At 58.7% G+C, this 26427-nt stretch carries 23 protein-coding genes and 1 pseudogene; 17 read left to right on the top strand and 7 right to left on the bottom strand.

What is annotated here, in order from left to right:
* Positions 1-6: 6 nt before the first annotated feature.
* The 3 genes from ABVT36_RS10555 to ABVT36_RS10545 all read right to left on the bottom strand — a co-directional run bounded on the left by ABVT36_RS10555 (position 7) and on the right by ABVT36_RS10545 (position 1941).
* Positions 7-486: a GNAT family N-acetyltransferase gene (locus ABVT36_RS10555; RefSeq protein WP_368456543.1), complete on the bottom strand. Its 480-nt coding sequence runs from the start codon at positions 484-486 to the stop codon at positions 7-9.
* Positions 487-572: 86 nt separating this feature from the next.
* Complete coding sequence (locus tag ABVT36_RS10550; RefSeq protein WP_368456542.1) at positions 573-1322, bottom strand: esterase/lipase family protein; 750 nt, start codon at positions 1320-1322, stop codon at positions 573-575.
* 124 nt (positions 1323-1446) lie between these two features.
* A complete protein-coding gene (locus ABVT36_RS10545) occupies positions 1447-1941 on the bottom strand; it encodes a PH domain-containing protein (protein WP_368456541.1) in 495 nt (164 codons plus the stop codon).
* 153 nt (positions 1942-2094) lie between these two features.
* Here ABVT36_RS10545 and ABVT36_RS10540 point away from each other — a divergent pair, with 153 nt between their 5' ends.
* From ABVT36_RS10540 to ABVT36_RS10515, 6 genes are all read left to right on the top strand, one after another.
* Positions 2095-2985 (top strand): patatin family protein, encoded by an 891-nt coding sequence (locus ABVT36_RS10540; protein ID WP_368456540.1) that lies wholly within the window; start codon positions 2095-2097, stop codon positions 2983-2985.
* A gap of 206 nt (positions 2986-3191) precedes the next feature.
* On the top strand, positions 3192-3728 hold the full coding sequence (locus ABVT36_RS10535; protein WP_367149129.1) for a TetR/AcrR family transcriptional regulator: 537 nt from the start codon (positions 3192-3194) through the stop codon (positions 3726-3728).
* 61 nt (positions 3729-3789) lie between these two features.
* A complete protein-coding gene (locus ABVT36_RS10530; RefSeq protein ID WP_368456539.1) occupies positions 3790-4860 on the top strand; it encodes an efflux RND transporter periplasmic adaptor subunit in 1071 nt (356 codons plus the stop codon).
* 33 nt (positions 4861-4893) lie between these two features.
* Positions 4894-8001: an efflux RND transporter permease subunit gene (locus ABVT36_RS10525; RefSeq protein ID WP_368456538.1), complete on the top strand. Its 3108-nt coding sequence runs from the start codon at positions 4894-4896 to the stop codon at positions 7999-8001.
* A gap of 282 nt (positions 8002-8283) precedes the next feature.
* A complete protein-coding gene (locus ABVT36_RS10520) occupies positions 8284-9282 on the top strand; it encodes a carbon-nitrogen hydrolase family protein (protein WP_368456537.1) in 999 nt (332 codons plus the stop codon).
* Positions 9283-9354: 72 nt separating this feature from the next.
* On the top strand, positions 9355-10095 hold the full coding sequence (locus ABVT36_RS10515) for a L,D-transpeptidase (protein WP_368456536.1): 741 nt from the start codon (positions 9355-9357) through the stop codon (positions 10093-10095).
* Between the two features lie 60 nt (positions 10096-10155).
* Here ABVT36_RS10515 and ABVT36_RS10510 read toward each other — a convergent pair whose 3' ends face one another.
* Positions 10156-11073 carry a LysR family transcriptional regulator gene (locus tag ABVT36_RS10510; protein WP_368456535.1) on the bottom strand — a complete coding sequence of 306 codons (918 nt, stop codon included), beginning with the start codon at positions 11071-11073 and terminating at the stop codon, positions 10156-10158.
* Positions 11074-11559: 486 nt separating this feature from the next.
* Between ABVT36_RS10510 and ABVT36_RS10505 the strand changes: the two genes are divergently transcribed.
* The 8 genes and pseudogenes from ABVT36_RS10505 (at position 11560) to ABVT36_RS10470 (ending at position 18937) form a co-directional block, all read left to right on the top strand.
* Positions 11560-11919 (top strand): hypothetical protein, encoded by a 360-nt coding sequence (locus ABVT36_RS10505; protein ID WP_368456534.1) that lies wholly within the window; start codon positions 11560-11562, stop codon positions 11917-11919.
* Positions 11920-12410: 491 nt separating this feature from the next.
* Positions 12411-14423 (top strand): glycoside hydrolase family 3 protein, encoded by a 2013-nt coding sequence (locus ABVT36_RS10500; RefSeq protein WP_368456533.1) that lies wholly within the window; start codon positions 12411-12413, stop codon positions 14421-14423.
* A 473-nt stretch (positions 14424-14896) separates the two neighbouring features.
* A pseudogene (locus ABVT36_RS10495) lies at positions 14897-15127 on the top strand (amidase); the annotation flags it as partial.
* A gap of 165 nt (positions 15128-15292) precedes the next feature.
* The gene (locus ABVT36_RS10490) at positions 15293-15499 is read left to right on the top strand and encodes a hypothetical protein (RefSeq protein ID WP_368456532.1); all 207 of its coding nucleotides are present in this window, start codon (positions 15293-15295) and stop codon (positions 15497-15499) included.
* A 3-nt stretch (positions 15500-15502) separates the two neighbouring features.
* Positions 15503-16216: a 5-oxoprolinase subunit PxpB gene (gene pxpB / locus ABVT36_RS10485; RefSeq protein WP_368456531.1), complete on the top strand. Its 714-nt coding sequence runs from the start codon at positions 15503-15505 to the stop codon at positions 16214-16216.
* Entirely contained in the window at positions 16209-17141 is a 933-nt protein-coding gene (locus tag ABVT36_RS10480) for a biotin-dependent carboxyltransferase family protein (protein ID WP_368456530.1), read from the top strand. Before pxpB ends, ABVT36_RS10480 begins: the two co-directional genes overlap by 8 nt.
* A 1-nt stretch (position 17142) precedes the next feature.
* Positions 17143-18057 (top strand): glutamate cyclase domain-containing protein, encoded by a 915-nt coding sequence (locus ABVT36_RS10475; protein ID WP_368456529.1) that lies wholly within the window; start codon positions 17143-17145, stop codon positions 18055-18057.
* 148 nt (positions 18058-18205) lie between these two features.
* Complete coding sequence (locus ABVT36_RS10470) at positions 18206-18937, top strand: 5-oxoprolinase subunit PxpA (RefSeq protein ID WP_368456528.1); 732 nt, start codon at positions 18206-18208, stop codon at positions 18935-18937.
* 183 nt (positions 18938-19120) lie between these two features.
* Here the strand turns inward: ABVT36_RS10470 and ABVT36_RS10465 are convergent, their stop codons facing one another.
* Both ABVT36_RS10465 and ABVT36_RS10460 read right to left on the bottom strand, forming a co-directional pair.
* Positions 19121-20104 (bottom strand): N-acetylmuramoyl-L-alanine amidase, encoded by a 984-nt coding sequence (locus tag ABVT36_RS10465; protein WP_368456527.1) that lies wholly within the window; start codon positions 20102-20104, stop codon positions 19121-19123.
* A 9-nt stretch (positions 20105-20113) separates the two neighbouring features.
* Positions 20114-20422: a hypothetical protein gene (locus ABVT36_RS10460; RefSeq protein WP_368456526.1), complete on the bottom strand. Its 309-nt coding sequence runs from the start codon at positions 20420-20422 to the stop codon at positions 20114-20116.
* 652 nt (positions 20423-21074) lie between these two features.
* Between ABVT36_RS10460 and ABVT36_RS10455 the strand changes: the two genes are divergently transcribed.
* The 3 genes from ABVT36_RS10455 to ABVT36_RS10445 all read left to right on the top strand — a co-directional run bounded on the left by ABVT36_RS10455 (position 21075) and on the right by ABVT36_RS10445 (position 24657).
* Positions 21075-22481 (top strand): NlpC/P60 family protein, encoded by a 1407-nt coding sequence (locus ABVT36_RS10455; protein ID WP_368456525.1) that lies wholly within the window; start codon positions 21075-21077, stop codon positions 22479-22481.
* Positions 22482-22492: 11 nt separating this feature from the next.
* Complete coding sequence (locus tag ABVT36_RS10450) at positions 22493-23587, top strand: dipeptide epimerase (protein ID WP_367149111.1); 1095 nt, start codon at positions 22493-22495, stop codon at positions 23585-23587.
* A gap of 278 nt (positions 23588-23865) precedes the next feature.
* Positions 23866-24657: a MurR/RpiR family transcriptional regulator gene (locus ABVT36_RS10445; RefSeq protein WP_368456524.1), complete on the top strand. Its 792-nt coding sequence runs from the start codon at positions 23866-23868 to the stop codon at positions 24655-24657.
* A gap of 88 nt (positions 24658-24745) precedes the next feature.
* Here the strand turns inward: ABVT36_RS10445 and ABVT36_RS10440 are convergent, their stop codons facing one another.
* Positions 24746-26191 carry a transglutaminase-like domain-containing protein gene (locus ABVT36_RS10440; protein ID WP_368456523.1) on the bottom strand — a complete coding sequence of 482 codons (1446 nt, stop codon included), beginning with the start codon at positions 26189-26191 and terminating at the stop codon, positions 24746-24748.
* Positions 26192-26427: the final 236 nt, after the last annotated feature.

The following is a 26427-nucleotide window of genomic DNA, read 5'->3' as shown; positions in this document are numbered from 1 at the left end:
GCGGGGCTAATCGTTGGCTGGCGCCACTTTGGGGGGAGGCCGCAACATCTCTATGTGGGGTATGCCGTCCTCGTCGTAGGGGGCGGATGCCCGCTGAAAACCAAATTCCCGGTAAAAGTCGCCCAGATGTTCCTGTGCGGAAATACGTATGGCTGTATTGGGGTACTCGCTCAGGGTGTGATCGACAGCCCGGCGGATCAGTTCTTTACCGAGGCCGGTGCCGCGGCTGGGTGCAGTGGTGAGCACTCGCCCCAGTGAGGGTTCGCGGTATTTGTGACCGGGAAATACGACGCGCAGGTATGCCATCAGGTGCGGTGGCTCCTGGCGGTCGCCCCAGCAGCCCAAGTGCCAGGAATACTGGTCTTTTCCGTCGGCATCCTGGTAGGGGCATAACTGCTCCACGGTAAACACCTCCTGGCGGACCCGCAGTATTTCATAGAGTTGGGGAGTTGAGAGGCTATCAAAAGTCGACCATTGCCATCGCATCTCTCTGAATACCTTGTCTTTGTGTTTCCGTTGAGAACAGTGGAGCGGGATCTGGAGGGGCTGCCGTAGGGCTTTACCGGGCAGCTTTACACCTGCCTATCGGAATCCGGGGCTTGAGCGCTGCCGCCCGCTCCGTCGCCGTCGCGGGCGAAATTGCCATGCCGCAGATAGTGGATAACCTGTTTGATAACGTCCGGATTCTTCATCATAAACACATGGGTAACCGGCATTTGCAAATGGTCTTTCATACCCTCCAGCCGGGTGCTGGAAACGGAGACCTTCCCGTCGTCGGTATCGGGTATCAGTTGCGACAGCAACAGGTTGATGCTGCGTGTGCCGGCGATAATTCCCACGTCGAAATTCGCCCGCCCCAGCCGCTTGGGAACACTGAGGGCCCCGGTACCCAGTTGCAGGCCGGCTTCGCCAAACACAAACCGGAAACCGGGGAAGTTGCCCAGTTTGTCCACCACTTCACTGCCTTTGTTGGGCGGCCCCAGCATGACCACGCGATTCAGGTTGGGGATATCGTAACGGCTCAGGTACTGGCGCACCAGAATGCCGCCGAGAGAGTGGGTGACGAAATTGATTTCGCTTTCGCCGGAGCAGGCCTGCAGTGCCGGGCCTATGGCTCTGTGGGCCAGCTCCTCGATGGGAAAATCGGTGGAGGGGTAATCCACGTTAACGGTTTTATAGCCAGAGGCATTGATGGTGCGCTCCAGTTTTGCCATCGACGCATCGGATTTTGCCAGACCGTGCAAAAGGATTACGCAGGCAGAATGGGCATTGACGGAAAGCGCGCCCAGACAGATGGCCGCGGTAACCATTGCTCTTCTCATTGATACTCCTGCGATGCCTCTTTAGCGGTGGACTGCCCCATGGAGTATGGGGTCGGTGCAGAGAAATGCCAAGGGCGACAATTCAATAGGAAGGGCACAGTAACAGCAGCTATCTTTTGCATCATCACAGTTGTTGCCGCAATATTTCCACTAGCCGTCCCGGCTTGTCGGGGGTGATTACCAGTGTGCGGCCGGTGAAGCGCAATACCACGGCCTTGTCCGGGTCCGTGGCAAAGGCTCTGAAGCGCCCGAGCCTGTCGTTCTGAAAGAGGCCGATATATCCAAACAGACCGTTGTTGCCGAACAGCCGTGTGGCCCCCTCCATGGCTTGTGGGTCTACCCGGGTTTCCACCAGGCCCTGCAGTGGAATACGGGTCTTCCAGCCAGGCCGCAGAATTGTCAGGGTGTTGTTCTGGATCGCGTAGCCACGAATCGCAAACAGGGCGCCCAATACCAGTATGGCGGGGGGCAGGGCGACGGCAATATGGTGGAGGAGGGACGGTGTGTCGGGAGCCTCGACCATTAGAAATACCGGGATCGCCAGCAGCAGGGCCGCACTCAGTGCGCTGATCCATTTCAGCTGCCGGCCCCAGGGGGCTTGAAAAACAGTCGACGGCATATATTACTCAGACAGGGGCTGCAGATTTTGGTTGTGGCAATCATAGTGCGGTAGGAATCGATTTGAAAAGGGCATTCCGTGGCGCATGACCGGCGGGTTATTTGACGGGATGCCGGGTTGTGGTGGACAAACTGGAACTCGACGGATGGTGTAATGATGGAAACTGACAAGGTTGATGGCGGCAGGCCCAAATCCGCTCTGGTAGTGGAGGGCGGTGCCATGCGGGGCATCTTCGCCGCCGGTGTGCTGGATGCCTTCCTGGAGGCGGATTACTGTCCCTTCGACTTTGCGATCGGGGTCTCCGCCGGTTCCACCAATCTGATTGGCTATCTGGCCGGGGATCACGGGCGCAGCCGGCAGGTGCTGCTGGATCACGCTCTGCGAGCGGATTTTATCGATTGGCGCCGTTATCTGAGGGGCGGCCATTTCTGTGATATCAGCTGGTTGTGGCACGCTTCCTATAGGGAAGTGCCCCTGAATGTCCGGCGCTATACGGAAAACGGAGTACCGCTCTATGCGGTGACGACCAGTATCCGCAGCGGCCAGGCCTGCTATGTGCAGGTCACTGCCGCAAATATGCACCAGGTGTTTCCGGCTTCCTGCGCCATGCCGGTGGTGTATCGGGGTTTCCCTCGGGTCAATGGCGAGCCTATGACGGACGGCGGCCTGGCGGACTCTATCCCGGTTGTCCGGGCCTATGCACAGGGGGCCCGGGACATCACCGTTATCCTGTCGCGCGCGCGTGGCTATAGGAAGCCGGTGGGCTCGGCGCCCAAGTTTATCCGGCAGTTTTTCCACCAGCATGGGCGTTTGTTCGAGGCGGTGCTGGAGCGGGGCAGACGCTACAACTCCGCGCTGGATTTTATCGACTCCCCGCCGGAGGACTGCCGTATAGCCGTTATTGCACCCCCGGAGAAGTTCCCGGTGAAACGCTTTACCCAGGAGGCGGATTTGCTGGAGTCGGGCTATGAATGTGGCAGGGCGCTGGGGTGGCAGTTTTTACGCGATTCCGCCGGTGTGGGGGCTATGCCCGCCACCCATTGATTGGTCCCTTTAGTAGGTTGTTGAAAAAGTCCTCCCGGGCTTTCCTCAGTCCGGCCCCGCCAGGGCTATACCCTTCCCGTCGTAAAAACGGTACCCACCGGTCAGGTGGGCAGCCTTGCTCCCAAATAACCGCTTGACCTGAAGCTTTACACTGATACCATACCGTCCAGCCGGTCTTTTTTGACCAAAAGTAATTAAGAGGTCACATGTCGAAAGTCGATAAAGAGGCCATCATTCGCGCTGCAGAGGATGTGGTGCGGGAAAATGGTGCGCGCAAGTTAACCCTGGATGCGGTGGCGAACCGCTGTGGCCTCAGCAAAGGAGGGCTGTTGCACCACTACGGCAGTAAACAGGCTCTGCTTCAGGCCATGTTGCAATCGGTAGTGGCGCGCGAGAGCGAACTCGCCAATGCCTACCTGGATTGCAACGACCAGCCCGGAGGATTGCTGGTCTCGCGGATTCAAACCCTGTTTGCGATGATGGAGGAACCCGCTGGCCTGCCCCGTTCACTGATTGCCGCAGTGGCCGAAGACCCGGCGCTGTTGGAACCGATAAAGAACCAGGAAGAGCGGATTCGCAACAAAGTCTGTGACGATTCCAGCGACCCCGAGATGGCTTTGCTGCTGCTGTGCGCCGCGCGCGGAATTTTCTTTGGCCGGGTTCTCGGGGTGGTTGAGGAAGACGCCCCCCTGTTCCGGCGACTGCGTGAACGCCTGCTGAAGCTCGCGCAAGATCTCGATTAACTCCCTTTTATTATTTGGCGGCTTGTGCTTTGGGCACAGCCCTGGTTTATGGATGCATAAGATGAAATTACCCGGTAACAAGCGCTTTTTTTGCGCCGCTCTGGCGCTGACAGTCCCGCTCAGCGGTTGCTTTGATTCCGGTGAGGAAACTGAGCAGGTGGAGCGCCAGTGGCCGGTCAAAGTGGTCACTGTGTCCGGCGACGGCAATGTCAGTCAGCGGCAGTTTGCCGGCCGCGTCAGGGCGGTACAGACGGTAGATTTATCGTTTCAGGTTCGCGGCCGGCTGGAAAAACTGGATTTTCGCGAGGGGGAGATTATTCCCAAAGGGACCGTCATTGCCACACTGGACGACCGGGATTACCAGCGCAAGGTTGAAGAGGCCAGGGTCAACCTGGAGTTGCTGCAAAAAACCGTTTCGCGTCAGCAGGCCCTGGCCAAGCGCAAGGTGATTGCGGAACAGCAATTTGACGAGGCCGAGACGCGCTTCAAGCTGGCGCAGGTTGCGCTGGAGAATGCACAGCAGGATCTCGCCTATACCCGCCTGACCGTTCCCTTCGACGCACTGGTAACCCGCAAGCTGGTGGACAGTTTCACCAATGTCCAGCGCGGCCAGGCGATTGTTCGGGTGCAGAATGTATCGGAAGTGCGTATTCAGGTGTCGGTGCCGGGGAAGCTGCTGGCAACCGTCAATGCGGAGCGCATCGCCTCTATCAGCGCAGTTTTTGAGTCACTCCCGGGACAGGAATTTCCGCTGGAATATCGTGAGCACGAAGCCGAGGCGGACAGTGTGACCCAGACCTATATTGTCGAGCTGGGTATGCCGCGCCCAAAGAATATTCAGATTTTGCCGGGCATGACCGCGCGCGTAATAGTGGCGCTGAAACCTGCACAAAGTGCGCTCTGGATACCTTTGTCCGCGGTGCAGACCGGCGCCGACGGCGCTGCATTCGTGTGGCAGATCAATGGGGATCAGTCGGTGTCCCAGGCAGCGGTTGAATTGGGAGTAACGGACGGGGACAAGGTTCAGGTCACCACAGGTTTGCGGCCCTCGATGCAATTGGTTGCCGCCGGCGGCCAGCACCTCTATGAGGGCGCCCGGGTGCGCAACTACGCACAACAGTCAGCGCGGTAACCGGCCCGAATCTGGCCTGAAAGGGAAGATGTAGTGAAGATTTCTGATATTTTTATCGAAAAGCCGGTGTATAGCTGGCTGTTGATGCTGATTTGCCTGGTGGGCGGACTTTGGGGGCTGGGCGATATCGGCCGCCTCGAGGATCCGGCTTTTACCATCAAGGAAGCCCGGGTTTTTACTGTCTATCCGGGTGCCAACGCCCGGCAGGTGGAGGAAGAGGTCACGGAAAAACTAGAGGTGGCCATCCAGCAGATGGGGCAATTGAAACGCGTGACCTCCACCTCGAGACCGGGCATGTCGGAGATACGGGTGCAGATCAAGGATCAGTTCGCCTCCAACCAACTGCCCCAGGTCTGGGACGAATTGCGGCGCAAGGTGCGCGATACCCAGAGCCAGCTGCCGCGCGGTGCGGCCCAGTCGGTGGTAAACGACGATTTCGGGCAGGTATTCGGGATCTATTATGCGGTCACGGGCGAGGGTTTCTCCCCTGGCGAAATGCGCGAGATTACCAAAGTGATTCGCCGCGAACTGCTGGCTGTGGAAGGCGTGGCCAAGGTCTCCCGCTCGGGTGTCATTAACGAAGTCGCCTACTTGGATATCGACGAATCGCGCCTGGCCCGGCTGGGTTTCTCTCTGGACGATTTGGCACAGGTGCTGCAGTCCGAGAGCGCTATCCAGCCGGTTGGAGAGGTGGAGGGCAAGGATCTGCGCATGCGGATTCAGGTGGACAGCCCGGCCAGTGACCTGGAGTCGATACGCAATATCCTAATCGGTGTGCCGGGTTCCACGGCCATGCTGTCGGTGCGGGATATTGCCGATGTGTCACTGGGCTACGAGGAGAGCCCCGCCTTTATAGCGCGCTATAACGGCCAGCCGGCGGTGCTGATTGGCGTGGCCGGCGCGGAGAACACCAATATCGTGGACGTCGGCAAGGTGGTGGAAAACAAGCTCGCCGAACTGCGACAGAATCTGCCGCTGGGTATCGAGATTAAACCCATCTATGAACAGCACCACGAGGTGGAGAAAAGTGTCGATGGATTCCTGTTCAACCTGATCAGCTCCATCGTCATCGTCACACTGGTGTTGTGTGTGTTCATGGGCTGGCGGTCGGGTGTTGTGGTGGGCACAGTACTGGGCCTGACTGTGCTGGGCACGGTATTGATCATGGACCTTCTGGGCCTGGATTTGCAGCGGATTTCCCTCGGTGCACTGATTATCGCCATGGGCATGCTGGTGGACAATGCCATCGTCGTGGCGGAGGGCATGCTGATGGGGGTGCAGCGCAACGAATCGCCAAAGCACGCGGCCTCCCGCGTGGTGTGCCAGACCTTCTGGCCGCTGCTGGGCTCAACCATTATCGGGATCATGGCCTTCTCCGGTATCGGCCTTTCCAAGGATGCCACCGGCGAATTCCTGTTCTCGCTGTTCGCCGTGATTGGTATTTCGCTGTTGCTCAGCTGGGTGCTGGCGATCACTGTAACGCCTTATCTGGGTTACCATCTGTTTAAGCCGGATAAAGACGCGGGCAGTGAAGACCCCTATAGCGGGCGCTATTATCAGTGGTATGCGGGCGCTTTGCAGAAGGCCCTGGGTCACCGCGGCCGCACCATTGCGCTGCTGGTGGGGGTGACGCTGCTCAGCTATTTTGGCTTTGGCTTTGTCAAACAGGGGTTCTTTCCCAATTCCAATGCGCCGCTTTTCTACGTCAATTACTTTATGCCTCAGGGGAGCGACATCAACCGCACCGGGGAGGCGCTGCAGCAGGCGACGGAGTTTTTACAGGAACAGACTGAAGTGGTTTCGGTTGTCTCGGTGGCTGGGCGCGGCGCCGACCGGTTTATGCTCACTTATGCGCAGGAACCGCCCAACCCCTCCTATGGTCAGCTGATTGTCCGCACCCAGTCGCGGGAGCAGATTCCCGCACTGATCGAAAAGGCCAAAGCGCAGTTGCGCGACGCCCACCCGGAAGCGCTGATAACGTTTAAACGCCTGGTGTTTGGCCCCGGTGGCGGGGCCGATGTCGAGGTGCGGCTCTCCGGGCCCGACTTCAATACATTGCGGGCTCTGGCCGCCGAGGTGGAGGGTGAGTTTCGCACGCAGGGGCTGGAGGAAGTCCGCCATAACTGGCGCGGGCGGGAGTTGACCATCCACGCGCAAATGGATGAGGAGCGGTCGCGGGTCGCGGGGGTCAATGCCGCGGATGTCAGCCGCACCATACAGTTTGCCACCTCCGGTTACCGTGTGGGAAATTATGAGAGCGGGGACCGCATTGTGCCGATTGTGGCGCGCCTGCCGGAGGGCGACCGCAATCAGGTGGGTTCGTTGCCGGACCGGCTGGTGTGGAGCCCCAATGAGCGGGGTTATATTCCCGCGGGCCAGTTGGTGAAAAAATTTGAAACCACCGCGGAAGACGGGCTGGTTCGTCGTCGCAACCGTGTGCCCACCATTACCGTCAGTGCCAATGCCCCTGAGGGTATGACTGCAATGGCGGCATTTGAGCGGGTGCGTGGTGCAGCCGAGGGCATGGCACTGCCACCCGGCTACCGGCTGGAATTCGGTGGAGAATATGAACGGTCCAGCGATGCGAAAAAATCCCTGGGCAAGGGATTGCCACTGGGCTTCCTGATCATGATACTGATCTCGGTGCTGCTGTTTGGCACCATCAAGGAGCCGGTGATTATCTGGCTGGTTGTGCCCATGTCACTGGTGGGCGTGGTTGTGGGCCTGCTGCTGTCGGGATTGCCGTTCGGTTTCATGTCCCTGCTGGGTGTGCTCAGCCTGTCGGGAATGCTGATCAAGAATGCGGTGGTACTTGTGGATGAAATCCAGGTCCAGACACATGCGGGGCTACCGCGATTGACGGCAATCCAGCAGGCCAGTGTCAGCCGTTTGCGGCCGGTATTTCTGGCCGCGATTACCACCATTCTCGGTATGTCACCGCTCCTGTTCGACGCGTTTTTCGCGGATATGGCAGTGACCATTATGGGTGGGCTGGGATTTGCCACTGTGCTGACGCTTATTGCCATACCGGTGTTTTACGCGGTACTGCACCGGGTGGGAGCAGGGGAAATCACCAGCGGGGGGCCAGCGCCCCGGAAAAAGGTTAAAGCGGATTCGCAGGAAGTGGCGGCCGCGGATTGAGATGTCATTTATCCGGCAGCCAAATAAGTTGCCGGGTAAATGTGGCACAAGGATGTACCGCCGCCGGCCAGTGGCCGGCGCATGACTGTTAAAAGCGGGTGATTCCGCGCACTGACGCTGGTTTTCAAGAACGGCCAGTCCAATCGATGAGCGATCCTTGATTGGATTGCCCGGTCAAAAGATATCCCCAATTATGTGCGCCGCGCTGCGGCGCAACTGGTCGATAATGACCAACTCCGGCTGCTGGTATGGGGCCTCCAATACACAACCTGAGGAGATTCCATGGAAATATTGGCGGTTGAGCACCAGATTCACTCGACGGCGACATCGGACAAACTAAAGGTAGCGCTGGCACAGATAGCGCCGGTCTGGCTAAAACGCGAGAAAACCCTGGAAAAAGTCGCGGATGCAGTTGAACTTGCAGCCAGGCAGGGTTGCCAGCTGGTCGCTTTTGGTGAGGCGTTGGTGCCGGGTTATCCGTTTTGGATTGAGCGCACGGATGGTGCCAGATTCAATGACGCCAAACAAAAGGCCATCTACGCGGAATATTTAGAGCAGGGTGTGGTGATTGAAGATGGCCACCTCGATGCAATTTGCGCGCTGGCGAAGGAATATGGCATTGCCGTTTATCTCGGGGTTATGGAGCGCGCGGCAAACAGAAGTGGACACAGTCTCTACTGCACTCTGGTCTATATCGACCAGCGGGGAGTGATCGGCTCCGCCCATCGCAAACTGCAGCCAACCTACGAAGAGCGTCTCGCCTGGGCACCGGGGGATGGCAACGGTTTACAGGTACATCGGCTGGGTCGCTTTACCCTCGGCGGACTCAACTGCTACGAAAACTGGATGCCGCTGTCCCGCGCCGCACTCTACGCGCAAGGCGAGGATCTGCATGTCGCTGTGTGGCCGGGTGGATCGCACAACACGGAGGATACGACAAGGTTTGTGGCTCTGGAAAGCAGGAGCTACGTGCTCTCAGTATCCGGGTTGATGCGCCCGGCCGACTTTCCCAGTGATACACCGGAACTCGCGGAAATTATTGCCAACAGTGGTGAATTCCTCGCAAACGGTGGTTCCTGTATTGCCGCACCCGACGGCACCTGGGTTGTGGCGCCTCAGATGGACCGAGAGCTTCTTATTACCGCGGAGCTGGATCATGTGGCTGTTAGGGCAGAGCGCCAGAACTTCGACCCCACCGGCCACTACAGCAGACCCGATGTCACCCGCCTGGTAGTTGACCGAAAGCGCCAGCAACTGGCTGAGTTTATCGACGCCGATTAATACCGCGGCGATGTGGAGGTGGTAAGTTTATCCCATTCCCGGCCTGGGACTGGCCCTGCAAGGTACAAAAAAATGCATAAATATGTCTGGACGTTTGTTTTGGGATTCCTACTTGGGGCGCTGCACGCAGTAGCGAAGGTCCCCGCGAACAGCACACAAATGGTGTTGACCATCAGCGATGGCTGGGACCTATCCACCGGGCAACTGTACACTTTCAACCGGGTGGATGGTCGCTGGCAACGGCATTCCATACAGGCGCGGGTCAATATCGGTCGCGCCGGGCTGGGCTGGGGGCTGGGACTGCATGCACCGCAGGAAGGGGTGCAGAAACGCGAGGGGGATGGCCGGGCGCCCGCCGGAATTTTTCGCCTGGGGGATGCCTTCGGTTATCTTTCCAGTGTGGAGACAGAGCTTGCCTATCGGCCAATGCACGTGAATCAGTATTGTATCGACATGCCTGCCTCCCCCTATTACAACCAGACGGTGGATGTGGGCGAGGTCGGCATTGAGGCGGTGCGGGGCTCAAGCGAGGGCATGCGCCGGGATATCCACTACGGGGATAACCAGTACCGCAAGGGTATTTTCATTAACCACAACCCGGACAATATGGCCGGGGCCGGGAGCTGCATTTTTATGCATTTGTGGAAGAAGGATGGCGCTCCCACCGCCGGTTGCACTTCCCTGTCTGAGCCGGTGATGGACCAATTGCTTAGCTGGCTGAACAGGGAGGCCCGGCCTGTCTATGTGGTGCTGCCACTCAGTGAGTATCTTCGCAAACGCGACCTTTGGAGCCTGCCCCAACTGGACTATTGACCCGCAAACTCTTTGAGTTGCCGGGTTAACAATACGCCGGGTTGTGCGCACAGCCAGAGTTCAGGCGATTTCCGCACCCTGTGCCGACAGGATTTTTGAAACCTGTTCCAGCAGTCCCCGGCCGGCGGGGCCAAGTGGTTTGTGACGCGGCCAAATCATATCCGTGCAGTAAGGGTAGGGAACCAGCTGAAAATCCGTTGGCAGCACCTGTATGCTACCGCTCTCTATGTAGGGCCGGACTATGTGCAGTGGTGCAAATGCCCAGCCTTGCCCCGTGGCCAGCATGGCGATGAACAGTGAATAACTCTCCAGATACCAGATGCGATTGCTCAAATCGTTTTCCGGCAGGGCTGTCTGGTCGATGGAGACTTTCATGCGTAAATGCAGGTGGTCCTGCAGATCCCGGCAGCTCACTGATGACAACCGTGTCAAAGGGTGCCGGGTGCCGGTGATCAACACAAAACTGCAGTTTCCCACACCGCGAAATTCAAAATCTTCGGGATAATCACTGCGGCTCAGCACGATACCCATATTGGCTCTACCGTCGCGAACCATTTGTGCGGCACCGTCACCGGGCGCGTGCAAGAGGTTGAGGGTTACCGTGGAATAATCCTCATAAAACTGACACAGCCCCCGCGCCAACAGGCTTAGATCGATAGCTGATTCGTCGATGGCGACCGTGAGGGATTCTTCAAGGCCGGTGTTCAGGCTGCGGCTTTTCGCCTCGAAGCGCGAGTAGGAGTTCAGCAGGCAGCGCGCATCCATCAGGAGAGAGCGTCCCTGCGGTGTGAGTTTCGGTTCCCGGCCGGAGCGGTCGAACAGCAGAAGACCCGTATCGGCTTCCAGATTACTGATCAGCCCGGAAATGGTGGACTGTGCTTTGCCGAGGGAGCGCGCGGCGGCGGAAAAGGAACCACTGCGCGCTGTCGCCTCGAAGGCTTCCAGTTGCTCGGGTGCAATGAGCAAACGGGATTCCATGGCAAGCTACCTTTTCGTTCTGGGTTGTACTTCGTACAGGCTTGCGCACCCGTGATGGTTCGGACTCTGTGACCAACGCCCGATACTTGGCGTCAAAACCTATGTACCTCGACTCTAACATACTGTCACAAAGAGTACACAGTGATACTTCAAGCCTGGATTCCTAGAGGTTTTGCAATATTACTCTGTGGTTGCCACGCAGTTGCAGACGCAAACTCAGTTGTAATGCAACGGTGTTTAAGGTGGTAGAGGAAGGTCAAAGGAGCGAAGCTCGAAATTGATTGGAGCTTTGCATTTTGATTCGTGCTGAAGTTGTTTTGGAATCTGTGACGCGGGTCATGAGCCGCTCAGGGTGGGGACCCCAGGACCGCGAGTGAGCGTCACATACGTACATATGTACCGGAAACTCTGCAACGACATCCAAGTGGGTGGTGACGGAACATTTGACTGTTGGTGGACCATCTAATAAGGATAGGAACAAAGGCTATGATACCTTTCAGTAAAACATCACGCTGCTGCTTTACTTCCGCGTTTACCCTGATACGGGCACCAGCAGTATTTGCCCAGCAGCCGCCCGATACGGGCGCAGCGACGGACAACAAGGACCAACGGGCACAGGAGACAATTACCCCGACCGCAACCCGCCGCGAAGCAGCGGTGGAAAAAATTCTGTTCAATTTTTCCGCGATTGGAAAAGAGGTGTTGCGCAAGCGCAACATTAACAAGTCGCAGTTTGACGAGTCCTCAGTCACTGTAAATTCAGGCATTTTCAAGACCGATGGCGGTGGCCTGAGCACCGACACGGATCTGGTGGTCAACCAGCCTCTGGGGGCGACAGCGGCTTAGCGCGCGTCCCTCGCTTAGCTGGATGACGCCGGCTTTATGGATGGCGTCATCTCCTCCTCTTTGTCCAGGAGTCCGCGGGGTGCTTACACCAGTGAAGTGCAGAGTGACCCTGTGGATTCACCGGATGGAAAGCCCCTGCAGGTAGGATTCCTACAGGCTCTGCCATGCGCATGTCATTCTCGGTGTGGAGCGGTGAGATACCGGATCCCGGGTACGCAATCTCATCAATGAGCGGGCGGAATTTTCCTGTTAGAGAAAAAACATGCTGGCCAGCGGTTGATTCAGGCGGGCTGTGGACAATTGGCGTCAACTGGTCTGACCGCTTCTGATGGCCCCGGTGGAAAGCGATGACGCCGGTGCAATGCCGGTGCCACAGGGGGGAATTGAACCGGGGCGGGTCCAGTCCCGCCAGTCGCTATCGGAGCCGGGTGGTGATGCCTTGCCGGGTCCGACTGTGTGGCAATTGCCGATAGTGCACTTGCCAGCCGCCAATGAATAAAATATTCTCGACGGGAATAAATTCCTACTGGATTATTTCCGTGATCTTCAAGCCCGCTCTCCTGCGTCGCTCTCTCATCAGCTCCGTCTGCATAGCACTGGTTGTGGTCCTGACCGGCTGTGGCGAAAGGTCGGAGGAGGTCGGGGCAGCTCTGTCGCTGAGAGAAAAAGTTGCCCAGAAGCTCATGCTGGATATCCGCTATTACTGCGGTGCCAGGGGGCAGCCTGATCGGTCGCTGGAAGCAGCCGAGGCTTCGCAGCCCGGCTGTAAGCGCCCCGTCACCGTGTTGCCCGAGGATCTGCGCGAGCTGGTCACCGGGTCCGCACTGGGGGGCATAGTGCTGTTTGCCGACAACCTGGAGAACAGCGAACAGATAGTGCGGCTCAACCGGGATCTGCAGGAGGCCGCGCTGCAGTCTTCAGCCGCGCAGCCATTGCTGCTGGCGATCGACCAGGAGGGTGGCCGTGTGAACCGGTTGCCGCGGGATGAAGCGACGGCATTCGCCGGCAATATGGCGATAGGTGCCACCTACCCGGGTCACGGCACCCAATTTGCCCAGGGTACTGCCGCGGCCATGGCGGAACAGGTGCGTGCACTGGGATTCAACGTCAATTTTGCCCCCACTTTGGACGTCAACAGCAATCCGGACAACCCGGTGATCAATGTGCGCTCCTATGGTGAAGCTCCGCAGATGGTGGCCGCACTCGGGGCCGCCAGCGTGAAGGCGTTCCAGCGACACGGGGTGGCGGCCACCGTCAAGCACTTCCCCGGCCACGGCGATACATCGGTGGACAGTCACACCGGCCTGCCACGGGTTCAGCGTCCGCTGGCGCAGGCGCAGGGAATAGACCTGCTGCCTTTTGCAAAGGTCATCCGCGACGCCGCCCCCGCGCTGGTGATGAGCGCCCATATCCAGTACCCGGCACTGGATAACAGCAGCCTGCAGGGCGAGGATGGTGAAAGCCTGATGGTACCCGCCACGCTTTCCCGCAAGATACTGACCGGAATACTGCGCGATCAGATGGGTTACCGGGGGGTGGTGGTGACGGATGCACTGGATATGGCCGGTATCAGCGACTACTTCAGCGCGGAGCAGGCGGTTGTACACACTTTCGCCGCCGGTGCAGACATAGCGCTGATGCCGATAAAAATCCGCTATGCGGAAGATCTGCCCAAGGTGGAACAGTTGATCGACGCGGTGGTGGAGGCGGTGCGCAGTGGCAGCCTGTCCGAGCGGGATATCGATACTTCCGCAGCCAGAATCATCGCTCTGAAGCAGAGGTATGTAGATACTGAGTGGCTGCGGCGCGATGTGGAAGAGAATATCGCCATGGCCCACAGGGTTCTCGCAGAACCCGCCCATCGCCAACTTGCGGATCAGCTGGCGCGCGCCGCGGTCAGCCCTATCTATCCACCCGCAGAGGGGGCCCTGCCGGTTATTTCCACTGCAGTCAAAAGCCTTCAGGTCATAGCGCCAAGCCGCGCCATAGGAGAGGCTTTTCGGCTGGCCATAGCCCAGGTCAGCGATGCCGAGGTGGAGCTGGTGCCGCCGGACAAGGCGCTGGAGATATTGCCCGGAAAGGCGGCGCAGGTGCTTGTGGTGGCCAGTATAGTGCCGGGTGAGAGCGCCGTGGAGTGGGGCGGTGCGGAAGACCTGGCGGCTGCTCCGCAGCCGATCCTGGACAGCACTCAACTGCAGGATATCTACGGCGCGAGCCTGCAACTGGCGCGCACGCGCGGGCAGAAAACTGTCTTCATCAGTATGCGTTCACCCTATGAAGCGGCTAAGTTTCATCAACTGGCCGACCTACTCCTGGCCAGTTACGACTACAAAGCTTTTATCGGCCCGGGCGGCAGCCTGCGGGGACCTGTCTACACAGCGTTGGCTGCCGCGCTGACCAGTGCCACAACACCCGAGGGCAGGCTGCCGGTCACTGTACAGTCCGGTTCCCGGCAAACGGTTGTGGGAATGCCTGCGGCCGACGCCCCGGCCAATATTGACTAGGGTCAACTCAGTTAGTGTGAACAGACCTAGGTGTGAACAGGCCCTGGCAGACTGTTAAAAAAGTGTTTGTCAACGATCTGACAAGGTGTCCGCAGCCGGTGGGACCTGAAGCACAGTAGTCGGTGAGCAAGGCGGTGGCTTCTATCGGTTCCACCTCTAGCTACTAATTTAAGTGTGGACCTCTCTTGGAACACTATGGAAGGGATTGTTTTGTGCGTGGCCAAGGGCCGAGATATGTGATCTGTGTCTCTGGAATTGTGTTATCTGGGCGCCAGTGAGGTGATCCGGCGATTTCGGGCGTGTGAACTTTCGCCGGTGGAAGTGTTTCAGTCTCAGAGGCGGGGCTATGAGGCTATCAGAGCGGAGATCAACGCCTCTACAGCGCGCTGTTTTTCGATTCGGCGCTGACTCAGTCACGGCCACCCAGTGGGCATATGGCGCGGGCAGCCTGAGGCCGCCGAAAAGCGCCATCACTGCAAATCAAGGACGAAACCGGTATTGCCGGGCAGGTAATTACTAATGGCTCCAAACTGTTGCGCGACGATCGCGTTGCGACTACCGACCCGGTTCCCGGGCGGCTGCTGTCTGCGGGTATACCAGTGGCGGCGCGAACCTTGACCCCCGGATTTTCGCTAGCGGGCTGTACCCGCTCCCGGCTCAGGGGCGTGACCCCTAACCTCGGGAACCCCGACACCACCCCGGGCGGTTCTTCCGGACGGGCAGGGCCGCGCTGGCTACAGGTTCGCGCACTGTCGCCAAAGGCGCCGATATGGGTGCCTGCCGATTCCCGCTGTCCTGTGCGGACTGCTGGCGTTCAAAACGTCCTGCGACCGGATTCACCCCACCCTACAAATACAAAGGACGATGGCGTGAGCCACAACAGCGCTCTCGGTGTCCGTGCCGATATTCGCACCGGTCGTCTTTCACTGTCGGCGGCGGCGGCGTTGTGGCGCGGCGAGCGGAATTTTTGCATCACGCAGCCTCCCGGACAAATGTGGGTTACGGATTGCAGCAATCTGGAGTTACAGGATCCGACCAACTGTGCACAACTGAACTGGGAACAGCACTGGGAATAAAGGATGTTTCAACTGGTCGATTCCGGTGACGAGGCTGTCACTGTCTACCTGGCCGATGAGGTGAGCGCGGAAACTCTGGCGCTGATAGTGCAGCTGGTGGCCCGCATTCGCCGGGAACTGACTGATGTAATCACTGACGTGGTGCCATCCTACTGCAGCGTCACCGTCTATTACGATCTTCTGCATTGCACCGGGATAGAGATTCACACAAGGCTGGACCGACTGTTGACCGAGCTGGGCGCGATGGTGGTGAGCGATGCGGGAAATGCGGTGAAAGACAAAGCCCGATTAGTGGAACTGCCGGTTTACTACGATGACGAGGTGGCGCCGGACTTGCCACGGCTGGCGGAGTTTGCCAATTGTTCTGCCGATGAAGTCGTGCAGCTGCATGCGGCACAGGAGTATCGGGTCTATGCGCTGGGGTTTCGCCCCGGTTTCGCATTTCTCGGCCAGGTTCCCGCAGCCCTGCAAATGCCGAGGCGGGAGACCCCGCGCAGCCTTGTGCCGGCGGGTGCGGTGGCCATAGCGGGTGCCCAGACCGCGGTCTATCCAGACTCCAGCCCGGGTGGATGGAATATTATCGGCCGCTGCCCGACGCTGCTGTTTGACCGCGCCAGCACGCCGCCGACAGTGCTGCTGCAGCTGGGGGATCGCGTGCGTTTCGTGCCGGTGGCACGGGCGGAGTTTATCGCGCTCGGAGGCGACCCCGATGACTGAGTACGCAATCGTCGAGCGACCGGGACCACTGACGCTGATCCAGGACTGCGGCCGGCGTGGACAGCAGCATCTGGGCGTGAGTGTGGGCGGCGCGCTGGACAGTCACGCAGCGGGTTGGGCCAACCGGTTGTTACACAACCCGCCACAGGCGGCGCTGCTGGAAATCTGCCTGGGACCTTTTGCCCTGCGTTTCCCCGCACACACCTGTATTGCCATCACCGGAGCCGATTGCGGCTGGCAGCTGGACGGCAAGCCTCTGGACAACTGGCGGGCACACCGTGTCGGCGCCGGCAGCTTACTGACAGGGTCGACGGCAACTTGCGGCCTGCGCAGTTATATGGCCCTGGCAGGTGGCATTCTAACTCCGCCTGTATGGGGCAGCCGCGCCACCACGGTGGCAGAAAAACTGGGCGGGCTGCAGGGTGCGCCACTGGCCCGGGGCGATCTGCTGCCCTACGGGCCGCAGCAGTGCAAAACCCTGCTGGCAGCGCCGCCAGGTTATGTGCGCCAATACTCAGCCGAAGTTTTTCTGCGCGTCGCAGCCTCCAATCAATTTACGCAGTTTCCCCCACAGAGCCGGCGCGATTTTTTCAGCCGCAATTACCGGGTCGCGCCCGAATCCGACCGTATGGGCGTGCGTATGAGTGGCGAACCCTTGAGCGAAGTACCGGGCAATATGACATCGGAGGCGGTGGCGCCGGGGGCGATACAGATCCCCGGCAACGGTCTGCCAATAGTGCTGATGCGGGATTGCCAGACCATTGGCGGCTACCCGAAATTGGGGCATGTGTATCGGGTGGATCTGGACCGGCTGGCACAGGCGCGGCCGGGCACCCAGGTCAGGTTTGTCCTGGGCAGCCTGACTGAGTCTCAGGCCGAGCTGGCCGCTCAGTTAAAATTTTTCGGTTCGGGGCAGCGGGTGTGATATGCATGACTTAGAAGGCGTCGACAGGGGAGTGAACCCGCAAAAAACTTCGGTGAGCGCGCTGGCGCTGCAACTGGAAGAGCTGCTGGTCAGCAGTGACCGCCGGGGTATGGCTCAGGTACGCCAGCTATGGACGCCGGGTTATTTGCACACCGCGGCGGAATTGTTTGTAAGGCACTGCCAGCGGGTGGTCATCGTCAGTGGGTTTCCGGTGGGGGAAACCTATGAGACCGATGGACCTGCCGGCGCCATAGCGCTGTTGCAGGGCGTCAAAGACTGTGGTGGCCAGGCCAGGCTGGTGGGTTTTACTCCCTATATTGACCGGCTGCGCAACTGCGTGGCCGGATTGCCGCAACTGAATCAAAGGGATCTGCTGGCCCTTGACCGCAGTGGCGATGTCTGCGAACAGCTGCAAGGGTATATGGCCGGCTTCGCGCCCACTCTGCTGATTTTCGTCGCCGTGCCGGGCCAGGCGGCCGACGGCTGTTACTACAATCCGCGTTTCGAGGACATCAGTGACCGAACGCTGCCCTGGGAGAAGTTGTTGGAACTCGCCGATTGCTACAGCATTGCGATCGCCGACAGCGGCAATCACCTGGGAATGGGGCGCGTCGCAGATCCCCTGGCCCGTTTGTCGATAGTGCCGGCGGTTTCCTGGACCGATGGACTGGTGATTGCGGATATCGCCAACTGGGGCGCCTGTGGTCTGCTGGCACTGGCTTCCGCCTTTGTACGCAAAAACCTGCTGCGAAACCTTCACCTGACCCCCCTGTTGGAAGTGCTGAGCCGGAGCGGTATTGTCGACAGTGTCACCGGTATGGCCACAGCATCGGAGGATGGCCTGCCGGCTTTCAGTGGCGAGGCGGTGGTCACCACCCTTAGAAACGCCGCGCAAACGCTGCAATCCGGGTTTTAAATCCCCGGGGAACTTCTGATTAATCCAGGCCGGCGCAGCGAGGCGCCAAGTTGCGACGGGCGGCCCCGCTCGTTCGCGAGCGCTGTCGTCAGCTTCTGTCAATGCTATCCTAGTCCGGCATAAATTCCTGCGGATGGGAGCCAAGTACTTGAAACTCAACTGCGACCTCGGCGAAGGCTACGGTATCTGGCGGCTGGCAGATGAGGCAGAGGTTATGCCCTATATCGACATGGCCAACATCGCCTGTGGCTATCACGCCGGCGACCCCCTCTCTCTGCAGGGTTCGATAAGGTTGGCGAAGGCCAATGGTGTGCAGATAGGCGCACACCCCGGTTACCCGGATCTGGCGGGCTTCGGGCGCCGCTCCATGGCTTGTCAGCCGGAAGAAATCACCGCCATGGTTATCTATCAGTTGGGTGCTCTGCAGGGGCTCTGTCGCGCCGAAGGCACGTTGGTGCAGTACGTCAAACCCCACGGTGCCCTCTATTGGGATACGCTGCGCGACCAGGCCGTGATGCGCGCGCTGCTGGAAGCCGTTGCACAATTCGACAGCGCTCTGCCGCTGATGATTCTGGCCTCCCCCCAAATTGATCGGTATCGGCAGCTGGCGGCGGAATATGGTGTGGAGTTGCTGCTAGAAGCCTTTGCCGACCGGCGCTATGGGCCGGATGGCAGCTTGCTGTCCCGCACCCAAGCGGGTGCAGTGCTGGAGACTACGGCGGAAATTATTCACCAGGCGCAGGAACTTGCCCGGGGTGGCGTTACCGCCAGTGATGGCTCCCGCCTCCAGGTCGCCGCCGATACCCTATGCGTCCACGGAGACAATCCGCAGGCCGTCGCGGTTATCCGCGAAATTCGCGAAGCGCTGTCGCGGCGTTGACAAACGGCCGCAAGTTGAATTTCGCCGGCACAGTTTGCAGCACATCGCCGAACTTCGCTGAGGCATTAATGCGTTAGTCAGAGGTTCCCAAGCGATTTTCGACCTGTTTCCAATAAGGGAAGCTGTTCTCCGATTCGGTGCCGCGGTACCGGAGAGCAGCAGAAGCAGGAGTGTCAACAGGCCCTAATTGCTTGCCGGGCTACTGAGCTCCGCCACTATACCTGTATCTATGTCCTTGTAGCTGCTGAGCTTGCGGGGGTAGTACTTTTCCAGTAGTGCCAGAAGGATCGCGCGGGACTGGTTATCCACCTCACCGTCCACTTTCCAGGGGCGGAAGTGATACTGAAAGGCACGGGTATAGATGCTGATCTCTTCGTCACTGGTATTGTCCGGATCGATACCGTAGCCGTAATCCGCCAGCCACTGGGCGAAGTGGTGGCGGATACTCTGCCGGTCGCTGGTGGTATTGCCCTGCAGATAATCCAGGTGCCGTTTAACCGTATCGTCGTCGTACCAGGCGCCGATGCCGGCTTGCGCCAGCTTCTGCCACGGGAACTTGGGGCCCGGATCTATCTTAAATTCAGGTTTGACGTCGCCGTGGCCGACGACATTAGTGGGGCGGATATCCGGATAGCGGGCGAGAATATCCTTTGACAGATCAATCAACAGATCGATTTGCTGGGGATCGAACTCAGGGAAAAAACAGTTCTCTTTTCCGGGTTTCACTGTGCCGGTTTCCACCGGCGGTTCGCAATAGCTTTTGTTGACGATCTCGATACCGATGGACTGGTCATTGACTTGAGTGCGGTCGTTCCATTTACCGGGGCCTGCGTGCCAGGCGCGGCGGTTCTCGTCCACCAGCTGGTAGACTCGCAAATCCTTGTGGGGGTAACTGGCATCGCCGTTTTCGGGAATCAGATAGTGGGAGCTGACCGGGTGCTCGCTGGGTTGGGTAAGTATGTGCAGCGAAGAGGCGAAGTCGCTGGCGGTATAGTGCAGCACCAGAAAGCGCACCCGCTCACTGGCATTTTGCGATGCCACAGTTTCAATGTCGTAGGCGTTGCTGGAGTGGTTGAAACCGCCGGAGCTACAGGCGCTCAGGGTGACCGCACAGCCTGCTGCAAGCAGGGATTTCTTCCACGCTGAGGATAGTACATGGGTTGGCATAGCGATTCCTTAATTCTGATTGCCGAGTAAAAAAACGTCGGCAGGGATGGGCTGAATTCCTACCACCCCATCGTTAGAGGTGAGGCGGTGAATGTAGGTACTGTCGCCGAGCGCTATGCCGGCGTGGGTGAGCACAACTTCGGTCCAGTTACCGTAGGTGTTTTTCAGGAACACCAGATCGTCCGGGCGCAAATCGTTGATGCGGGTAATTTTCTCGCCGAGCCCATCCACCGCCGGGAGGGGGAGTACCGAGGCACCCATCACCGCGACCTTCATCAGGTTGGTGAACTTTGGCCGTCGGTCGGGAAAAGGTTTCATCGCTTCCGTCATCATTGTTATAGAAATGCGCCGCGTGCCCATTGATACGCCGCCGTCTAAGCAGAGCTGAATAGCTGTAGTGGCAGGTCGTTGCCCATCCCAGAAGGCGCTACTTCACTTCAGTAGTTGCGACGCTGACGCTGATAGTAGCACGACTTTAATAGAAAATTCCAAGATGTAATTAAATTAGTAATTAATTATTCCTGCTTATCTTTTTGAGTAAACCTTTCGGGTCTGCGGTAACCGCGCCAGTGATATCCGACTGCCTCTGATATGGGAGCTGGTCGTGTTTTTCCGTCGCCGCCCCGGCGGTGGCTCCGCAATAGACTCGACAGATAGACCCAGGGAACAAGGCGCCAAGCCGGTTGTCTGGGCTATATGGAATGCTGGGCTGGCGGCCGGCCCCAGGGGCGGGGTGTCCATCAACTGCGGCTGGGGCCGCTGGAACCGTCTCCCCGACCTCCGCCATGGCTCTCATCAGACGACCGCCTGCACCCGTGGGTCTTGCAGATCATTTGATAATCATTTATTCATCATTGTTCGAGACTGTAGAATAATGTATTCTTTTGTCATCAATGCTGTCTTTTGATGGCAAAATCGCAGCGGCAACAAGAAGGTGCGTCCGCAGTACTGGGTGGCCATGATGGTGAAGATGACAACAACAGCAGCCATAGTGGCGCCGATACTGTTCGGCCTGGCACTCGGCGCCTGGGCCAGCAGGGCAGAGGTATCACCACCGGCATCTGTTGCGCCGGCGTTCGTGACGGACGTGCCCGGTATCAGGGAGGAGATGCTCGACCCGGAATACTGGATAGGGCGCTTAAGGGACGATGAAATCCGCATGACTGCGGCAGAGATCGGCACCTTTAACGCCAAAAATTTTGCCCGTGGCGAGTATCTGCATGACCTGGACCAGTTTCCTCAGCGCCTGAAACGAACCCGGGTGCTGGCATTACTGGATACTGTCAGCCGCCCCGCCTCCACACCCCGCTTTCATACCGATGACTCGCCGCTGACGCCGCGGGACTATGCCGCCTTGGAAGCTTCGACTCAGAGAGCCCGTATTCCCGCTGAAGTGAGGGTGCGCTGGGGAATGGTGGTGCGCCGGGCGAACATGCGCAGCTTTCCCACGCAGATGCGTATTTACAAAAATCCGCAGGATACGGATTTGGACCGGCTGCAGGAAACGGGGGTCTTCCCCGGCCAGCGGTTGGCACTATTGCACGAGAGTGCCGATGGCAATTGGTGGTTTGCGGTCAACTACCACTATGCGGCCTGGTTGCCAAAATCTGCGGTCGCGGTCGGTGACCGCGATGTAATCGACCGCTGGTCACAGCGGGAGCCGCGGTTGCTGGTGACCGGCGCGCAGGTGCAGACCAATTTCAATCCCGATGATCCCCGCACTTCGCAGGTTGCGCTGGACATGGGGGTGTCGCTGCCGCTGCTGAGTGCCGCCGATGTCGGCTACCAGGTAAACGGGCAGAATCCCTACGCCAGTTATATAGTCAGTCTGCCCGCGCGCGCCGCCGATGGTTCGCTGGAATTTGTACCGACCCTGATCGCCCGCAGCCGCGATGTGCACAGGGGGGCTCTGGCGTATCGGGATTCCGCCTTGCTGCGCCAGGCGTTCAAGTTTTTGGGCGAGCGCTACGGCTGGGGGCACGACTACAACGGCCGCGACTGCACCGGATTTATCGGCGAGGTGTACAAGTCTTTTGGGATTTTGATGCCGCGCAACTCGGGCCAGCAGGGGCGGGGCGGGTTTGCACCTACGCGGTTCTTCGGCGAGGGGGATGAAAAGCGGCGCCGGGACGCTCTGGGTTCACTCCAGGTGGGGGATCTGATCTATATACCCGGGCATGTGATGATGTATATCGGCGATGTTTCCGGAGAGCCCTATGTCATTCACGACGTGACCGGACTGCGTTATTACGACAGCGAGAAGAATTTCTACAGTGGCACCTTGTCCGGGGTCTCGGTTACTCCCCTAAAGCCACTGTGGCTGAGCCGCGACAAGAGTTTTGTCGACAGTATTTACGCAATAAAAACCATTCTTTGATCGGGACCACCATGAAAATAGTTGATGTCAAGCTGGGTATGCTCAAAGTGCCACTGATCACGCCCTTTAAGACGGCACTGCGCATAGTCGAGTATGTGGAGGACGTCATTGTCATGCTGGAAACTGACACGGGTCACGTCGGTTATGGCAATGCCCCGGCCACTGCGGTGATTACCGGCGATACTCACGGTTCCGTAATTGAGGCGGTTCGCAGTGTCTATACCCCACTGCTGCTGGACCGGCATGTGGCCGATCTGAACCGGCTCACCGCCGAGATAGATACCGCGATGATCAACAACACCAGCGCCAAGGCGGCGGTGGAAATAGCCCTGTACGATCTGTTTGCACAAAGTTATGACACACCGCTATACAAGATCCTCGGTGGTGGCGAGAGTGGTCTGACCACGGATATCACCATCAGCGTGGATTATATCGACAAGATGGTCGCCGATGCCGAGAGTGCGGTGGAGCGGGGCTTTGAAATACTGAAGCTGAAAGTCGGGAAGGATATCCGTCTGGATATAGAGCGTATCAAGGCGGTGTACGCGGCGGTAAAGGGGCGTGCACTGTTGCGCCTCGACGCAAACCAGGGCTGGACACCAAAGCAGGCGGTGTCCGCCATCCGCAGTCTCGAGGAGGCGGGGGTAATGCTGGAACTGGTGGAGCAGCCGGTGAAGGCTAGCAACCTGGAGGGTATGCGTTACATTTCCGAACGGGTGCAAACGCCGATCATGGCGGACGAGAGTATTTTCGGGCCACTGGAGGTGCTGGATGTTATTCAGCGTCACGCAGCGGAAATCATCAATATCAAACTGATGAAAACTGGCGGCATCCGCAATGCGTTGAAAATCGTGGACTTGTGTGGGCTTTACGGTACCGATTGCATGGTGGGGTGCATGCTGGAGACCAGTATCGGTGTCTCCGCGGCAGCCCATGTGGCCGCCGCCAGATCGCCAATAGTGTCCAAGCTCGACCTGGATGTCCCTTCACTCTGCCAGTATGATCCGGTCATCGGTGGCGCAACTTACCGGGATGCGGATATTATTCTGAACGAAACCCCAGGGTTGGGTATCGAGAAAATCGAAGGACTGCAGCTATTGGTGTAGTATGCGGGCACCTTTGATCAAGCGCGTGATGTCTCCGGCTGTCAGAGCCCGTTGAATTCACATGCGGGTTCAATCCGGGGTTCCCCAACCGGGCATGCGGGAAGACTGTCGGATGCGTGCGGCTAGGGGCAACTGTTGCCCGGGCTGCGGACTGACAGCGTCCGTCGACACATCAATGACGCCACGCATTAGCGCCAGTGTTTTAGCGGTGATACCGGACGGCGGGCTTGATTGCCGGGTTGATAACAACGGATAGTTTGCCTCCTGGAGCGGTGGATATGACGTGTTTACTGAAAATGCGCGCGATGCGCGATCAGATGTCGGTTAATGAGCGCAAGCTGGCCGATTTTATTTTAGAAAATACCAAGTTACTGCGGGATTACTCCTCCCAGCAACTCGCCGATGTGGTGGGAGTGAGCCAGTCCAGCGTGGTGAAATTTTCCCAGAAGCTGGGTTACAAGGGTTATCCGAGCCTGAAGCTGGCTGTATATGAGACTTATGCCGGCGGCGGCCTCGGGGCTGGCCTTGTGGAGGAGGCTGGCGCGAACTTTTCCTACTCGGATACACCGCTGCGCCTGCTCGCGCAGAAAAAACTGGAAGTCCTCGAGAACACCACCAATATCAATGAGGCCGATTATCTGCGTGAGGCGGTTGCTGCGATTCAAGCCACCCGCTGTATCCAGATCGCCGCCTGTGCCGGCTCGGCTGCGGTAGCCCAGTATCTGGCGCACCAGCTGCTGGAGCTGGGATACTGGGCTGTTTATGACCAAAGCGGCCAGTTGCAGAAAAGTATGGTCAATTCTCTCGAGGGCCAGGATCTGTTGTGCATCATCTGCGACATGGGGGGAGAGGAGTCCCTGGTGGAAGTGGCCAATTCCGCGCGGACCCAGGGTGCGAAAGTGATGAGCCTCACCCGCTACAATTACAATGCGGCCAGTATCCACTCCGATATCCGCCTCTATGTCGTGCCCCCGGAAGAGAATGGAGCCATGCAGCGCCTGCTGTTTCGGTCCGCACAGCTGCATGTGATCGAGAGTCTTATCAGCGGCCTTTTGGCGGTCGAGAAGTAAATCCCCCCCGGCGGAATTATTCCCGCCGCCGGGCGGCGATTCGGGATGCCGCTATTGCCCGGGCAACCTTTGCGATCGCCCGTCTTGTTCATTGCTGTTCCAGCAGCTCCCAGTTCAACTGGTAATCCCATTGATCAAAATACAGATTGCCGCCATGCCATTCCACTTCGCCGCGCTGTGAGTCCACGGTTTCCGAGCGGAAATGCTGTTTGGGAGGCACCAGCGGCCGGCTGTAGTCGCTGTTGAAAATCAGGCGATAGGCATCCAGCCCGCCGAGGTAGAACCAGTCTGCGGAACTGTCCCCATCACCCAGTTTGCCGTGGGTTACGTCCATGGGCATCCACCCGTAGGGTGCCAGGTAAAACTCGCCCCAGTCGTGCATGGTGTCGAATGCGGTTGGAGAAAACTCCCATCCCGACTGCCAGCGGGCGGGAATTCCGTTGAGGCGCATCAGCGTGATCAGCAGCAGCGTCTGCTGGCCGCAGTCCGCATGTCCCGCTTCTGCCGCATCGCGGCTGATGTTGCGGATAGTGGAATATTCGCGCGCACCGGCCCAGGGAATGTCGTCTACATAGGCGAACAGTCTCTGGGCGATGTGATAGGGATTTTTCTCGTCGCCGACGATGCGCTTCGACAGTGCGACCATCTCCGGTGTGAAGCGGATATGGGGCTCACGCTCCCGCAGGTAAGGCTGCACGGATTGTGGTAGCGAGTCCCTGGGGGTGACTTTTTCGGCATCGATCCTCGTGTAAGCGGCGATACTGTCAAATGCATAGCTGACTTCAAACCGGGTGGGCTCGCCGGCCACCGCCTGTTGCTCAAAATAAATGGTGCGCTGAGGCTGCTGCGCGGGTGCCAGATGGTGGTGTTTGGGGGACGACTGCAGCAGGGTGATATTTTCCTGGCGTCCCGGCAGTTCCTTGGGAAAGGGAATCCAGGCGCGGATCGTCTCACCGGCCGGCACCGCGTCCGGGTTCACCGAAAGGCGATAGCGGATGCGGAAGCGCCGGCGAACCGGAGTGTCGGCGTTGATGATTTCCAGATGATGTCTATGGAGTGCGTAGAGCGGTGGATTCTCGCTGTACAGCCGGTAGTCGTTGCTGCGCCGCGCCGCCGCATCCGAGATATGTACCAGGTTGTAGGCGACTTTGCGAAAGTAGCGGCGCTCGCCGTCAATAACCTTGTATTCCAGCAATTGGTCCCGCTTCCAGGCTGCGATATCTCCCGCTGTCGCGTCGGGAATATAACCTTGGATAGCCGACAGCAGATCCTTTTCACGCAGGGTGAAGTCCAACTGGATACGGCGCATACGCTCGGCTTCAAACAGCAGATCAGTGCGGCTTTGGCCGGATTGTGTCCGCTCTAGCAACTGCGAGATCCGGGCCTGTGCGCGGCTGTACTGCCCCTGGTCCACCAGCGCCTGAACAGCCGCCAGGCCGGTATCCTGGCTGCCCGCTGCCAGCGCCGATAGGGGGCTCAACACGGCAGTGAGCAGGGCGAGCAGCATCGGGTTCGAGCGGTGGGACTTGGACACGGCGGGGCTCCGAGATGTAGAGGATTGGAATAAATTATATTTACAGAAAATGATCAAGTTGATAAATTATTCCTGTTGTGCCTCGACGTCAAGCCGGAAGCGCTTAGTGCCATGGTAACGGCGGGCCTGGTGGCCAAGCCAGCATGTACCTGCGGGGGCGGTGGTTAGCTGGGCATGTCAGTCGTATAAAAATGATTTGCCGGGGCGGCGGGCGCGACGCCGAGTGCCGGGGAGGA

Source organism: Microbulbifer sp. TYP-18 (genome assembly GCF_040932045.1).
In the GTDB taxonomy this organism is placed as follows: domain Bacteria; phylum Pseudomonadota; class Gammaproteobacteria; order Pseudomonadales; family Cellvibrionaceae; genus Microbulbifer.
The sequence above is the reverse complement of the archived record's forward strand: the minus strand, read 5'-3'. Positions and strand labels throughout refer to the sequence as shown.

Coding starts and splice junctions, on each gene's coding strand:
- ABVT36_RS10445 (WP_368456524.1), top strand. CDS start 23,866: ATGACGTGTTTACTGAAAATGCGCGCGATGCGCGATCAGATGTCGGTT.
- ABVT36_RS10455 (WP_368456525.1), top strand. CDS start 21,075: ATGACAACAACAGCAGCCATAGTGGCGCCGATACTGTTCGGCCTGGCA.
- ABVT36_RS10505 (WP_368456534.1), top strand. CDS start 11,560: ATGATACCTTTCAGTAAAACATCACGCTGCTGCTTTACTTCCGCGTTT.
- ABVT36_RS10480 (WP_368456530.1), top strand. CDS start 16,209: ATGACTGAGTACGCAATCGTCGAGCGACCGGGACCACTGACGCTGATC.
- ABVT36_RS10460 (WP_368456526.1), bottom strand. CDS start 20,422: ATGAAACCTTTTCCCGACCGACGGCCAAAGTTCACCAACCTGATGAAG.
- ABVT36_RS10520 (WP_368456537.1), top strand. CDS start 8,284: ATGGAAATATTGGCGGTTGAGCACCAGATTCACTCGACGGCGACATCG.
- ABVT36_RS10465 (WP_368456527.1), bottom strand. CDS start 20,104: ATGCCAACCCATGTACTATCCTCAGCGTGGAAGAAATCCCTGCTTGCA.
- ABVT36_RS10515 (WP_368456536.1), top strand. CDS start 9,355: ATGCATAAATATGTCTGGACGTTTGTTTTGGGATTCCTACTTGGGGCG.
- ABVT36_RS10535 (WP_367149129.1), top strand. CDS start 3,192: ATGTCGAAAGTCGATAAAGAGGCCATCATTCGCGCTGCAGAGGATGTG.
- pxpB (WP_368456531.1), top strand. CDS start 15,503: ATGTTTCAACTGGTCGATTCCGGTGACGAGGCTGTCACTGTCTACCTG.
- ABVT36_RS10510 (WP_368456535.1), bottom strand. CDS start 11,073: ATGGAATCCCGTTTGCTCATTGCACCCGAGCAACTGGAAGCCTTCGAG.
- ABVT36_RS10475 (WP_368456529.1), top strand. CDS start 17,143: ATGCATGACTTAGAAGGCGTCGACAGGGGAGTGAACCCGCAAAAAACT.
- ABVT36_RS10550 (WP_368456542.1), bottom strand. CDS start 1,322: ATGAGAAGAGCAATGGTTACCGCGGCCATCTGTCTGGGCGCGCTTTCC.
- ABVT36_RS10450 (WP_367149111.1), top strand. CDS start 22,493: ATGAAAATAGTTGATGTCAAGCTGGGTATGCTCAAAGTGCCACTGATC.
- ABVT36_RS10540 (WP_368456540.1), top strand. CDS start 2,095: ATGATGGAAACTGACAAGGTTGATGGCGGCAGGCCCAAATCCGCTCTG.
- ABVT36_RS10555 (WP_368456543.1), bottom strand. CDS start 486: ATGCGATGGCAATGGTCGACTTTTGATAGCCTCTCAACTCCCCAACTC.
- ABVT36_RS10500 (WP_368456533.1), top strand. CDS start 12,411: ATGAATAAAATATTCTCGACGGGAATAAATTCCTACTGGATTATTTCC.
- ABVT36_RS10530 (WP_368456539.1), top strand. CDS start 3,790: ATGAAATTACCCGGTAACAAGCGCTTTTTTTGCGCCGCTCTGGCGCTG.
- ABVT36_RS10545 (WP_368456541.1), bottom strand. CDS start 1,941: ATGCCGTCGACTGTTTTTCAAGCCCCCTGGGGCCGGCAGCTGAAATGG.